Genomic DNA, 12,673 nt, shown 5'->3' with positions numbered 1-12,673 from the left:
AGGAACAGATGAATCCTTCAAAAGGTTTATTCAAAGGAGAAAAGGGAATTTTTCTTCGATACCGAATACATAGTCAGAAGACGATGAAACAGTACAGAGAGACAGTAGTAGAGGACGTGACAACATGAACATGGATACGGTCAACCAGTATCTCGATGCCTATGGATATGGCGTTATTTTCATCTTTTTATTTTTTGGCATCGTCGGGATTCCGGCGCCGGAAGAATCACTACTCGTCCTGATTGGAATCTTAAATGGTCAGAACGAAGAACGTTTGATTTATTCAATCTTAACGGCATACGCCGGGACGTTCGTCGGTATGTTGACGGCATATAGCGCGGGGCGCTTCTTCGGACCGACCGTCTTACGATACGGTCGTTTCATCGGATTGACGAGAGAACGCTGGGAGCGGGTGTCGAACGGCTACATGGGACGGATTAATCGGACGATCATCGCCGGTCTTTATATTCCGGGCGTGCGGCAAATCAATCCGTATTTTGCAGGCATGAAGCGAATTCCGTTCGGTCGGTATTTCTGGGTGTCGGCACTTGGTTCCGCGCTATGGGTCGTTCCTTTCGTCTTACTCGGTCACTTTGCCGGAAAGACGTTTCATATCAAGCCGGAAGTCGTACCGTATTTCGGACTTGCCTTACTCGTATTGTTCCTGCTCGGTGTACTCGTCAAATGGATCAAGCGTAAACGGCTCGAAAAACGCGTCGTTTCAGGGAAAAACCAAGCGGGAAAAGAAGACTAAGCGATACTTCTTTTTAAAGGATTTTTGCGGATAGTTTGAAGGAGTGGACATACGATGCAAAAAATAGTGATCTTTCCTTTTTTAAGGATGCGATCCGGTCATCATCTCGTCGCGGAAGCCATTGCCGAACGATTGCAGGGACCAGATGTTGAAGTCAAGGAAGTAGAGTTACTCAGTACGATCAGCCCGTTCGCGGAATGGGTGACATCGAAGTTTTATCTGAACTGGATCCGACATTTCTCAAACGGTTATAGTCGTTTTTATCATCGGCATATTGCCGGGCGTTCGAGTAACGCGCGCTCGACCGGATGGACGTCGCATTATTTCCAACAACAGATGTTACGAATCATTCGAACGGAACAACCGGATGTCATCATCTGTACGCATGCGTTTCCATCTTATCTCTTGAATCAATTGAAGGAACGAAACCTTTGTGATGTACCCGTCATCAATGCCTATACCGATCTATTCGTCAGTCGCGTCTGGGGAAAGACGCATATCGAGTATCACTTGTTGCCGAATCGTGAGGCGAGGCGGGAATTACACGCGCATCATGCCGTACCAGAAGAGCGGTTGTTCGTGACGGGAATTCCTGTCCATCCAGCAATTTCTGGTGGTTCGATCATTCGTTCGACGCAGTCGCGCAAACAAATTCTGGTTGCGGGCGGAAACGGTGGGCTCGGTCAACTCGAGACGTTGCTGACGCAAATCGAACAGTGTGCAGAAGCCGATTTTCATGTCTTGTGCGGGAACAATCAGACGCTCTATAAACGGTTAGCTTCGCGACGTCATCCACATATTCATCCACTCGCCTATATCGATTCACGAGATGAGATGAATCAACTGTATGAACGGATGGATGCGATCGTCACGAAGCCGGGAGGCGTGACGGTCAGCGAAGCATTCGAAAAACGTGTTCCGCTGTTCATTCAACATGTCCTACCGGGGCAAGAAGAGATCAATCGTACGTATTTGATGGAGAAAGGGCTTGCGTTCTCCTTTAATCAAACGGATTCACTCGCGGATGTCATCCGTCGGACGCTTGAGAACCCGGACGTCATGCATGCTTGGCAACAGGCGGTCACGCAGTATCAAAATGATTGTGTCATGGCCGATCAGCGGTTTTTCGCGGAACGAATTGCGGGTTGCCTGCAAGATCGTCGTCAAAAAGTAAATGGATAATAAGGGAGTTAGTTTACATGCGTTCACGTCTTGTCACAGCGGGAGTTCTCGCGACACTTGCTTATACGGTCGTTCCGTATATGGCGTCACGCGTCTTTGGATGGCGCGTGACGAAATCACTGGACTCACAATCCATCGCCTTGACGTTCGATGACGGTCCAGATCCTGTCTATACGACAGAACTGCTGGATCTCTTACAACAAGAAGGCATTCACGCGACGTTTTTCGTCGTGGGTCATAAAGCAGAAGCACATCCGGACCTCATTCGCCGGATGCACGAAGAAGGGCATCAACTCGGGATCCACAATTATGTCCATCGACCGAACTGGTCGATGCGACCGTCGACAGTCCGGACAGGCATCGAACGGACAGCAGCAATCATTGAACGGATCACGGGCGAACGACCGACGGTCTACCGTCCACCGTGGGGTGCGCTCAATGCTGGAGATGTCCTCTGTCCTCCTTCTTACAAAATGATTCTCTGGTCGAAGATGGCGGAGGACTGGAAGCTAGAGGGCGGGACCGCAAAAATCAAACGATTGTTGTCGCATGTGTCAGAAGGCGACATCATTTTATTGCATGATAACGGGGATACGTTCGGTGCGGATCCACAAGCACCCGTGCAGACGATTGCGGCGCTGAAAGAACTCTTACCGGAGTGGAAAGCACGTGGCTTACAGTTTCGGCGAATCGATCAAGCGTAAAGAAAGAGGACTTACCGGTTTCATGGTAAGTCCTCTTTTGCATGGATGAAGCATTGCGTGACATATCGTCCTCGTCTGCATGGCGATGATGGATGATCTGTTTTTGCATCACCGAGCGCAGTCTACTCAATAATCGAATGCGTATGATAAAGATTAAGAACGGACCGGTTCACGGTCTTGCGTCGTCATCGCCGCCTCAGCATCGACCTCGTACAGAATGACACGGTTCCGCCCTTGTTCCTTGGCGGCATATAACGCTTCGTCGGCAAGGATATTCATCCTCTGGGCAGCGACGTGTTTCCCATGGGCGATGCCGACGGACGCTGTGATCGAGATGGCGGGAAAGCCGTCGAGCTGAAAGCGCGTGTTCGCGATCCGCTCCCGGATTCGGTTGGCAACCTTCGCGACTTTCGAAGGCGTCAAATCATAGACGAGGACCATGAATTCCTCTCCCCCGATGCGCGCCGTGATATCATGCGGACGCGTTTCTTCCTGTAAGATCCGTGCGAACTGTTGCAAGACGAGATCCCCGTTCGCATGCCCGTATGTATCGTTGACATGCTTGAAGTGGTCGATGTCGAGTGCGAGCACATTGTAGACACGTCCTTCTTCTTCGAGCAACGCCGTCCGTTCGTCCCAAACTCGGCGATTGTACAGTCCCGTCAAATGATCAAGTTCCGCTGATTGTTTATAGCGCTGCACTTGTTCGTTGAGCAACTGAAAATCAATCGTCAACAGACTCGATAAGAGTCCGACCGCCAGTCCAATCGTCCATGTCGAAGCGAGCAAACGAAGAGCGGCGTCACTGAAGCCAAGATTGATCGAGACGGCAATCGAGATCATGAACAACGCCCAAACGTTCATGATGAGATTTTGCAGGAATGGTCGGTGGAGCAACCGTTTATGGATGAAGTACATCCCGGTGCTGATACCAAGGACTGCAAGAAACGCTACGACCGCTTGTGGTGTCCAGCCGAAATAGAACCGGGAGCAGCCGATGATCAGCGTTGCGATGATCAGGGGCGAACGGACGCCATAAAAAGCGAGTAAGACGAGTGGTAAATGACGCAAATCCATCCGTAACGACTCGTTGACGGCAATCCCCTTAAACATCAACAGTACCCCGAGCAGCCCGGTCGCGAGACCGACGATGAGGGTTTTCAAGTTACTTGACGCAAGACGCTGACTATAGATGATTTTGGCGATCAAATAAAAGCCGGTGAAGGCGATGCAAGCATTCAATAACAACTCGGCAATGAACATCGGTTCCACATCCTTGAGTATGATACTTTCACGATAGCAGTTTGATAAAGGATGTCAACGAGAGACTCTCAAAATTTTAAATATTCAGGTAAAGACTTGCTTAAACAAATTCATTTGGTAAAATTAGAGAGCTTTAGGGAAGGAGTGGGATGAGAATGGAACCGAAGCATGTCACGATAGAAGCGCGAAAATTTGATGGATGTCCGCACTATTCATGGGACGGCTATGTCCTTGAACAGACGGAAAACTATCTGCTCGTCGCGAATACGCCCGGGCGGACTCTTTTGCATCATCGTCGCGAAGCGGTTTATACATATGCCAATTATAGTCTCGAATTCTATCCGCTTGATGCGGATTTTACGGTCGGTCTCGATTTAGAACGGACGGGAGAGGTGACGTACTACTGTAACATTTGCTTACCGCCGGTTCTTCAAGGAAATACCTTATCGTTCATTGATCTGGATCTCGATCTCGTCCATCGCGAGGGCGTGTGGACGGTCGTCGACGAGGACGAATTTTTAGAGAACCAACAATTGTACGACTATCCGCCTGATGTGATTGAACGAGCCCGCGCATCGTTACTGAACCTACAAGAACGAATCGCGCAGCAACAGTTTCCGTTTGACGGCTTTTTGGATTCATTCATCCCGACTGTCCTACAGATGAAGAGAAGGGGGAATGACACATGAAGACGATTCGTTGCCACCGGGCATTTGGTGTCTATGGCTTATTGATGAAGGAGGATGCCTTACTCGTCATCGACAAGAATGGTGGACCGTATATCAATCGCTATGACTTACCAGGGGGAAGCCTCGAAGAAGGAGAGACGCTCGCTACGGCGATGCGCCGGGAATTCACGGAAGAGACAGGGCTCGAAGTGGCACTCGAACGACAGATCGGCGTCGCGGACTTCAAGCTTCCGTGGGATTGGCGCGAGTTCGAAGAAGTCCATCACATCGCTGTCTTTTATCTCGTCCGACAGACGGGTGGAACGCTGAGTATCCCCGAACAATTCGTCGGACAAGACTCGCTCGGTGCGCGCTGGGTCAATGCGAGTGACGTCTCGATTGATAACGCGTCACCGCTCGTACTCGAAGCGTTTCGCTGGATCGAGGAACAGCAACTCGATCTTGAGGCACGACACTTCTCGAATTGGGACGTCTTAAAATGAACAGGAGCGCTCTTCGTTGACGGAGAGCGCTTTTTTACGTCTGCAATGTCATAAAGACGAATCGTCAGGAGTGTTGGTCAAACCAAGCAGCATCATCTGATTGGTTTGCATGTTATTTTCGAACAATCCTCGACTTCTTCCTGTCATATTTCCTAGAAAGGAGGAATCACCATGCAAGCCCCATATCTCCCGGTTCCCCATACGCTCTTACGGAGCGGGACGGCATTTGTGTCCGTCCATGAAAAGATGATTTACCTGATCCTTGAAAGCTTCAGCGGTCAGGATGGTCAAGCATTCCCGTCCTATCAAACGATTGCCGACGCTGTCCCGTGCAGTAAATCGACGGTTAAGTCATGTATCCAGTCCTTGATCGCAAGCGGTCGGATCGAGAAAGTCGAACGGTTCACGAAACACGGAGGACAGACCTCGAATGCTTATCGTGTCCTGCCCCGTGTCGAGACACCGTCCTCGGTGAGTCACGAGACGACTGCCCCCGAGGTTTCTGCTGCCTCCGAAGAAGAAGTCTTGAAGAATACGACTTTAAAAAAGGAACTGATGCAGCAGTACGAAACGAATCTCGGCAAGGCGACACCACGAATCGAGCAGGAATTGCTACAGCTGGCAACAGACCATCCGATTGAGCGCATCCAGTATGCGATCGAAGAGGCGGCGCGGGCGAACAGTCGTCATTTTGGTTACATCGAGCAAGTCGTCAAGCGTCTCGCGACTGGATTACCGGCTGAACGGCGGAAACGAATAACCAAACGTTCAAGAAGAGACACTTCATTATTTCAATTACCGAATTGGATAGAACAAGAAAAAGCAACGCAACGAGCGTATGAAGCACACCAAAAGGAGAACCAAATCATACCTGACGACATCGAAATTGCTGAACTATTACAAGGACTGACAAGGGAGGGAGCCTGATGCAACTGGAAGAAATACTCCGACGTGCCAATCAAAAACTATCCGTTCCGGGCATGCATCCGTCTGTCGTCCGGATCGCGCGTGACGCGATTCGAGAGCTGTATCCGCATGGGATCAAACTCGGTATAGCACAAAGCTTTCGAAGCATCGCGGAACAGAATGCGTTGTATGCAAAAGGACGGACGACACCAGGACCCATCGTGACGCAAGCCCGCGGCGGACAATCGAACCATAACTTCGGTGTCGCAATCGATGTCTTCCTTTACGAAGACGGAGCAGTATTCCTTTCTCCACCAGATGCGCGACTCCGACGAATCGTTGCAGCGATGAAACGACGCGGAATGGACTGGGGAGGGGATTGGTCTCGTTTTCCCGACTACCCACACTTTGAACTGTACGATCATGTCAGTCTTGCCCGCCATCACGTTCCAAAACAAGGACGCTATCTCCGGGTAAAAATCCAAGCACCGGAACTCGTCCGAGCCCTTGAAAAACGCTTGGGACTTGTGGTGACGGGAGTCTTTGATGCCCGATTGACGCACGCCGTTCGAACGTTCCAACAGACGTGTCGTCTAGTCGCTGACGGGATCGTTGGTCCGCAAACATGGCGTCGTCTCTTTCCGGTGTCCCCATGATTCGTCTTCAGGCGTGGATCCGCCTCTTGATTCCTCTCTATGTTTTTCTTGAGTTACTCTTACCGACGCTCGGTTTTACAGCATTGCCAGTATCGTCAAGTGACGTCGAACGGTTCGTGACGGGTCTGATCGGACTGGTCGGTCTACTCGTCGCTTGGTGGAAGAACAATGATGTGACAGAACGAGCACTGAGACGAAGGCAGTCACAGGAACAGCTGGAAAACACATCCCTGACCGATTAAGAAGGCTGGAAGCGTTTGGAATGTGCTAGCAACGGGCATTATTTCATACAAACGACTAACAGTTTGATTTCAAGACACCGATAGAAGGGATAGACTTTAGTCAATTAGAAAGAGAAAGAAAGGTCGGTCTTTTTGTGAAATGGTCAACGTTGCAGCGCTATTTGTTTTTGGCACTCTGTGCGCTATTGTTTACAAGCGTCTGGAGTTATCAAGCTTTCCTGAAAATCGAACGAGAAAATGCACGCATCTTAAACGAGGCGATTCCGATCTCGACGGAAGCAGCGGAGTTGTTTCCGGCGTTACTAAATCTTGAACTGGTCGTTCGCAGTTACATCCTCTCACCGAACGAGGCGGATCTAGCGCAGTATGATCGGACGATTGATCGGCTAGATCAAACGGTCGAACGACTCAATCAACTCGATGAGAATCATCCGATCATGCGAAAGCTCGTCCGAACGGAAGCGATTCCCCGGATCGAGACAGCCATCCGATTTTATGATGCCCAACTGGCACTCGTTCGAAACGGGGATCAAGCAGCCGCTGAGGCAAAGCGTTATCAAGGGATGCAGTTCATCGAGACGTTTCGCCCGATTGATGCCCGTCTACGGACGGACGTCAACCGAATCATCGCCGAAGCAACGAATCGTTCCGAGCAAGCATCGAGTGCTGCGAAATGGGTCATCGTCGTTGTCGCAAGCATTGCCGTTCTTGTCTTGATTGCCTTCATCCAGACGTTTCGGATGGAACGCAGTAAACGAGCCTTGATTCATCGTTCGCTTCACGACGCCTTGACCGGTATCCCGAATCGGCGGGCGTTCGATGAACGATTAGAACATCTCCTCGAAGAAGCCAAACAACAGCAGACACCACTCTCCCTGATTTTGATCGATGTCGATGCCTTTAAATCGTATAATGATACGTATGGTCATTTAAAAGGGGATGAATGTTTAAAGGAAGTCGCCCGCGTCTTGAAGCGTCAAGCACGGCATGGGCAAGTCGCACGGTACGGTGGGGAGGAGTTCACGGTCTTGTTGTCGCGTGGAGCAGAAGAAACCCGGCACATTGCAGAACGAATTCGTCAGGACATTCTCGATTTGAATATCGTACATGAACGGTATGAACCACTTTGCCGGGTCAGTGTCAGTCTTGGCTTGACGTCGCTCGTACCTGGAGCAGAGACGACGGAAAAAGAGGTGATCGACCAAGCCGATCAAGCGTTGTATCGGGCGAAAGAGAATGGTCGGAACCAAATCGGTGACATGGCAGGGTAATGCATAATCAGATGGGAATGAAGAATGGTGATACAGGTAGGATTTGTTTTTGAAAAAACGGAAAACATGGAAAACGCTGCTCGAACGGTCTTGGATGCATTTCATTCAGACATACGAGTTCTCGGATACAGTTACGCGACGGATATTGATGGATCACATTGGGGCGAGGAAAAAGGTCTTCCGAAAGACTGGCGTCCATTGCTGAGTCATCATTACGGGAATGCCTCGCTCGTTTTCTTTGCGTATCATGGTTTAACGACAATACCTGTTCGAATGACGATTGAAAAAGAACCAGACTGTTTCGGTTTTCAATTCGGTTTTCAAGAAGAGAATTTAACTGCGTGGTCACTCGATCAGCAGGAGACGATTTTCATGGAGGATATGCAGAGGATTGCCAATCGATCGAATGCTTTATATGCCTATTGTGATTTTGATGCAGAAATCGAGCATTTGATAACAGAACGGGAACGCATCAATCAAGAATATGCGATTGTCTATTGGTCCAAGGAGCAGACTTTTTTAAAGAACGCATGGAAAATCGATGGTTTTACAGACCGATGAACACAAAAATACCCCGCGTGAGAGTTTGCTTCTCATACGGGGTATTTTAAAGTTCATTGTAAGATGACGCAATACGATCGATCGGAAATGAGAGGTGCCGATATGATGTAGACCGTTTTGACGGGAACACCCCCGACACGTGCATCGAGTTGTGTGAGCTGAGACCGAATCTTGCGGCTTAAACCATAGCGAATTTCAGTACTAAGTTCATCGACATCTTCTTGTACGTGTAAGAGAAGTTGGAACGGTTCAAGCGAAAAGATTGAAAAATCACAGGAAATCCGCGGATCTACAAATTTCTCATTCAATTCGTTCTTAATGTAATAGGCTTCTTGGGCACTGATCATCTTCTCTCACCTCACTCTCCTAATTGAAAAATTTTTCTCTACTATAGTCTATATTACCCAGTTTTCTGGCAACTAATCGTCTGATTTTGAAAAAAAGTCAATTCAGTCTGTAAAGTCCTCTAAAATCTTTTTTCAAGAGCAATCACATCTGTAAACACAAAAAAACCGCCAAGCTTCAATGCGCAAGGCGACTAGATTCAAGAAATTGATGACTGGACTTGGCAGTTCCGAAGATATCGCTCCATCGCTTGAACGAAGAAGGTCAATTGATGTGTCGAGATGACCGGCATTTTCCCATATCGCACTTCAAAGTAGAGCGGATCAACAGGAGATGGAAACGCAATCCGGTCGAACCATTCTGTTACTGTCTCGTGGGTCCGGCGTCGTAAGGAAAGCGGCAATTGTGCATTAAAGTGAGCGAGTTGTTTTCGAATCGAGTCAGCAGGCAGGTCTTTTGTCTCATAAATGAAGATTGGAAATCGTGGCGGAAGCACATACCCTGATGGATCGATACGCGGTCGACGCAACCACTGGAGATATTGCCAGAAAAACCAGCTACAAAACAGGAGAACGAGACATAGTACGAGAAGATAAGGAGGTGTCGTCACCGAAGAATCGAACCCTGTCCGGAACCATGGAGCTGGTGGATCGACTTCGCTCATCGTGACCGTGCTTTCACCATAAGACGTTCCTTCTTCGATCGTATCGAAGATCGATTCCTTTGGACCGCAACGGTCGACGCAATATGTATTCGTTGCTGAATCAATTCGTCCAAGAAGTGACGTATAGAGCGACGGGACGAATTGTTGCACGGTAAGTAGTAGTAGACAGACAAGTGGAATAAGAAGTAATAGGCGAGTGCGAAGCGTTTTCACGATAGGGACACCTCCTTTGACGAGTACGTTTAACAGACTTTCGCTACACAGTATAGCAAAAGTGGAGAGGGAATATTTTGATTTTTTCAAAAAATAGTCATTGATTTAGAAGGGAATGAAAGAGATGGATTTACGAACGAGTTACCAAGAAACGACGAAACGTTTAGATGGACATGGTAGTCGGACGGTCGGCGTGTTACAAGAAGCGTTGCAGGGCGTTGCTGCCGATCAAATGAGCGATATCTATGGTAACGGCGAATTAATCAAGACCTTTGAGCGCAAGATGGTAGACTTACTCGGACACGACGATGCGGTCTTTTTCCCGAGTGGCACGATGGCGCAACAGATTGCGCTACGTATCTGGTCGGATGAACAGAACAATCGTAAGGTCGCTTATCACCCGCTCTGTCACCTTGAGATTCATGAACAGGACGGCTTAAAGAAATTGCACGGGATAGAACCAATACTAGTCGGAGAAGCCGATCGGATGATGACGATAGACGACGTCAAAGCTTTGCCGGACGTCAGCTGTCTGTTACTCGAACTACCACAACGCGAACTCGGCGGATTGCTTCCGTCGCGTGAAGAACTCGAAGTGATTTGTGCGTATGCCCGCAAACAGAATATCCGTCTTCACTTGGACGGTGCCCGTTTACTTGAGGTCTTACCGTATTATGAGGCAGAAGCTAAGGACATCGCGCAACTGTTTGACAGTGTCTATATCTCTTTTTATAAGGGACTCGGCGGTGTCGCAGGAGCAATCTTAGCTGGACCAGAACCGTTTTGCCAAGAGGCACGGATCTGGAAACGTCGCTACGGCGGTGACTTGATCAGTCTATATCCGTATATTCTGTCTGCCGATTTTTATTATGAACAACGAAAAGACCGCATGGCAGAGTACCATGCAGCCGCAAAGGAGCTTGCGAGCAGATTGAATGCGATTTCGGGCATCTCGACTCGTCCCCAAGAGCCAGTCTCGAACATGTTTCATCTCTACTTCAAGGTAGAAAAAGCAGTCGTCGAGGAAAAATTGGTTGAAATCCAGTCGCACGGAAAAGTAGGTATCGCTGGTTATCTAGTTGAGAAAGAGAGCGGCTGCGCGACGGAAGTCAACATCGGCGATAGTTTTCTTACGTTGACGCCTGACGAACGTGAAACAGTCTATCGTCAATTGACGGAGGCGTTCTCCGAGGATTGAACAACATCAGGAGCGGGAATTGTAGGATGGAGGCGACGATAGGTGTCGACTTTTTCTGCAATCATTCGCTCCGTTTCCTGTAATGCTGCCAGTTGTGCTAAGACGTTCGCATGGTGGGCTTCAAGCAATGCGAGCCGTTCTTGCGTCGTATCCTGCTCGCCGTGAGCAAGAAACAGCGTCACGTAAGAACGGATTTGCTCGATCGGCATATGCGTTTCGCGCAAGCGGAGAACGAACCGAAGCCATGTTACGTCTTGATCGTCATAACGACGTTGACCGTTCTGGCGCTTCGGAAACAGTAGCCCTTCCTTTTCGTAATAGCGGATCGTATGGGCACTCGTATCGGTCAATCGACTGATTTCAGAAATCGTATACATACATCTCACCTTTCTGCTTGACTTAGAGTTCACTCTAAGGATTAGACTCTCACTATACCAAATCAAAAAGGGGATATGCTACATGAAGTACACGGTCATTACAGGAGCAAGTTCAGGAATTGGATATGAGACGGCAAAACTACTCGCAGGAAAAGGAAAATCACTCGTTCTCGTCGCGCGACGGACGTCTGAGCTCGAAAAACTTCGGGATGAAGTCAAACAAATCTCACCAGATAGTGATGTCATCCTCAAGTCGGTCGATCTCGCCGATAACCAAAACGTCCATGATTTATATGATGGACTAAAGGAACTCGACATCGAGACGTGGATCAACAATGCCGGATTCGGCGATTTTGATCTTGTCCAGGACATTGAGCTCGGGAAAATCGAGAAAATGCTTCGCTTGAACATTGAGGCGCTGACGATTCTATCGAGTCTGTTCGTCCGCGATCATCATGACGTCGACGGAACGACGCTCGTCAATATCTCGTCAGCAGGCGGTTACCGGATCGTGCCGAACGCGGTCACGTATTGCGCGACGAAGTTCTATGTCAGTGCTTACACAGAGGGTCTCGCGCAAGAACTGCAAAAAGGTGGGGCAAAACTCCGGGCGAAAGTACTGGCACCAGCTGCGACTGAGACAGAGTTTGCGGATCGTTCGCGCGGCGAAGCAGGGTTCGACTACAGCAAGAACGTCAAGAAGTACCATACGGCAGCTGAAATGGCAGGCTTCCTGCATCAGTTGATCGAAAGTGACGCGATCGTCGGCATCGTCGACGGTGAGACGTATGAGTTCGAATTGCGTGGTCCGTTGTTCAACTACGCAGGATAAAATAGAACAAGGTCCCTTTTTCGAATGAGAAAGGGAACTTGTTTATGTAAGCATAATTGATACGAATTTCAGCAATGAATCAAAAAGGGACATCCATCATTTATTTTTTAAAGAGTTTTTTTCCTAATTTCCATACGACATAGACGACTGCGCCAATGATCAGAAGATTCATCAAGGCGCCGAAAATCATGAATTGCCCCACGAGTTAACCACCTTTACGTACTTTTTTAGAGCGATAAGCATCCTATTTACGTTTTCGCTTTGAAAATCTCAAGCTGATAAAAAATAACGCCATCAGCACGATAGCGATGTTCACGGCTAACGTTAATCGCTC

At 48.8% G+C, this 12,673-nt stretch carries 16 protein-coding genes; 12 read left to right on the top strand and 4 right to left on the bottom strand.

All coding sequences use genetic code 11. The annotated features are described in order from the left end of the window. Positions 1-124 precede the first annotated feature (124 nt). The 3 genes from EXG77_RS08635 to EXG77_RS08625 are packed head-to-tail and all read left to right on the top strand — an operon-like array spanning position 125 to position 2,640. On the top strand, positions 125-754 hold the full coding sequence (locus EXG77_RS08635) for a DedA family protein (RefSeq protein ID WP_035397569.1): 630 nt from the start codon (positions 125-127) through the stop codon (positions 752-754). Positions 755-808: 54 nt separating this feature from the next. Then, on the top strand, positions 809-1,936 hold the full coding sequence (locus EXG77_RS08630; protein ID WP_052017135.1) for a glycosyltransferase: 1,128 nt from the start codon (positions 809-811) through the stop codon (positions 1,934-1,936). Positions 1,937-1,953: 17 nt separating this feature from the next. After that, entirely contained in the window at positions 1,954-2,640 is a 687-nt protein-coding gene (locus tag EXG77_RS08625) for a polysaccharide deacetylase family protein (RefSeq protein ID WP_035397567.1), read from the top strand. 153 nt (positions 2,641-2,793) lie between these two features. Here the strand turns inward: EXG77_RS08625 and EXG77_RS08620 are convergent, their stop codons facing one another. Next, positions 2,794-3,903: a GGDEF domain-containing protein gene (locus EXG77_RS08620; RefSeq protein ID WP_035397564.1), complete on the bottom strand. Its 1,110-nt coding sequence runs from the start codon at positions 3,901-3,903 to the stop codon at positions 2,794-2,796. 155 nt (positions 3,904-4,058) lie between these two features. Here EXG77_RS08620 and EXG77_RS08615 point away from each other — a divergent pair, with 155 nt between their 5' ends. The 7 genes from EXG77_RS08615 (at position 4,059) to EXG77_RS08585 (ending at position 8,710) form a co-directional block, all read left to right on the top strand. Further along, entirely contained in the window at positions 4,059-4,592 is a 534-nt protein-coding gene (locus EXG77_RS08615) for a DUF402 domain-containing protein (RefSeq protein WP_035397562.1), read from the top strand. Next, positions 4,589-5,074 carry an NUDIX hydrolase gene (locus EXG77_RS08610; protein ID WP_035397559.1) on the top strand — a complete coding sequence of 162 codons (486 nt, stop codon included), beginning with the start codon at positions 4,589-4,591 and terminating at the stop codon, positions 5,072-5,074. Before EXG77_RS08615 ends, EXG77_RS08610 begins: the two co-directional genes overlap by 4 nt. Before the next feature lie 171 nt (positions 5,075-5,245). Next, positions 5,246-6,001 (top strand): helix-turn-helix domain-containing protein, encoded by a 756-nt coding sequence (locus EXG77_RS08605; protein ID WP_035397557.1) that lies wholly within the window; start codon positions 5,246-5,248, stop codon positions 5,999-6,001. Then, the gene (locus EXG77_RS08600) at positions 6,001-6,636 is read left to right on the top strand and encodes a M15 family metallopeptidase (RefSeq protein WP_035397553.1); all 636 of its coding nucleotides are present in this window, start codon (positions 6,001-6,003) and stop codon (positions 6,634-6,636) included. The genes EXG77_RS08605 and EXG77_RS08600 overlap by 1 nt, the downstream gene beginning before the upstream one ends. Continuing rightward, on the top strand, positions 6,633-6,878 hold the full coding sequence (locus tag EXG77_RS08595; RefSeq protein ID WP_023468184.1) for a phage holin: 246 nt from the start codon (positions 6,633-6,635) through the stop codon (positions 6,876-6,878). Before EXG77_RS08600 ends, EXG77_RS08595 begins: the two co-directional genes overlap by 4 nt. Positions 6,879-7,012: 134 nt before the next feature. Beyond that, positions 7,013-8,149: a diguanylate cyclase gene (locus EXG77_RS08590; RefSeq protein WP_023468185.1), complete on the top strand. Its 1,137-nt coding sequence runs from the start codon at positions 7,013-7,015 to the stop codon at positions 8,147-8,149. Positions 8,150-8,215: 66 nt separating this feature from the next. Continuing rightward, complete coding sequence (locus EXG77_RS08585) at positions 8,216-8,710, top strand: Imm64 family immunity protein (protein ID WP_162236800.1); 495 nt, start codon at positions 8,216-8,218, stop codon at positions 8,708-8,710. A gap of 53 nt (positions 8,711-8,763) precedes the next feature. Here the strand turns inward: EXG77_RS08585 and EXG77_RS08580 are convergent, their stop codons facing one another. Continuing rightward, positions 8,764-9,057 carry a hypothetical protein gene (locus EXG77_RS08580; RefSeq protein WP_023468187.1) on the bottom strand — a complete coding sequence of 98 codons (294 nt, stop codon included), beginning with the start codon at positions 9,055-9,057 and terminating at the stop codon, positions 8,764-8,766. Between the two features lie 197 nt (positions 9,058-9,254). Beyond that, complete coding sequence (locus EXG77_RS08575; RefSeq protein WP_023468188.1) at positions 9,255-9,932, bottom strand: hypothetical protein; 678 nt, start codon at positions 9,930-9,932, stop codon at positions 9,255-9,257. 124 nt (positions 9,933-10,056) lie between these two features. Here EXG77_RS08575 and EXG77_RS08570 point away from each other — a divergent pair, with 124 nt between their 5' ends. Then, complete coding sequence (locus tag EXG77_RS08570; protein WP_023468189.1) at positions 10,057-11,130, top strand: low specificity L-threonine aldolase; 1,074 nt, start codon at positions 10,057-10,059, stop codon at positions 11,128-11,130. Here the strand turns inward: EXG77_RS08570 and EXG77_RS08565 are convergent. After that, complete coding sequence (locus tag EXG77_RS08565; protein ID WP_035397549.1) at positions 11,100-11,507, bottom strand: MerR family transcriptional regulator; 408 nt, start codon at positions 11,505-11,507, stop codon at positions 11,100-11,102. The two genes, EXG77_RS08570 and EXG77_RS08565, sit on opposite strands and share 31 nt — an antisense overlap. 82 nt (positions 11,508-11,589) lie before the next feature. Between EXG77_RS08565 and EXG77_RS08560 the strand changes: the two genes are divergently transcribed. Then, positions 11,590-12,339: an SDR family oxidoreductase gene (locus EXG77_RS08560; RefSeq protein WP_035397548.1), complete on the top strand. Its 750-nt coding sequence runs from the start codon at positions 11,590-11,592 to the stop codon at positions 12,337-12,339. Positions 12,340-12,673 lie beyond the last annotated feature (334 nt).

The organism is Exiguobacterium sp. OS-77 (genome assembly GCF_000414195.2).
Classification (GTDB): Bacteria; Bacillota; Bacilli; order Exiguobacteriales; family Exiguobacteriaceae; genus Exiguobacterium_A; species Exiguobacterium_A indicum.
Note: the sequence above shows the minus strand (reverse complement) of the source record. Positions and strands in the feature narration are given on the sequence as shown.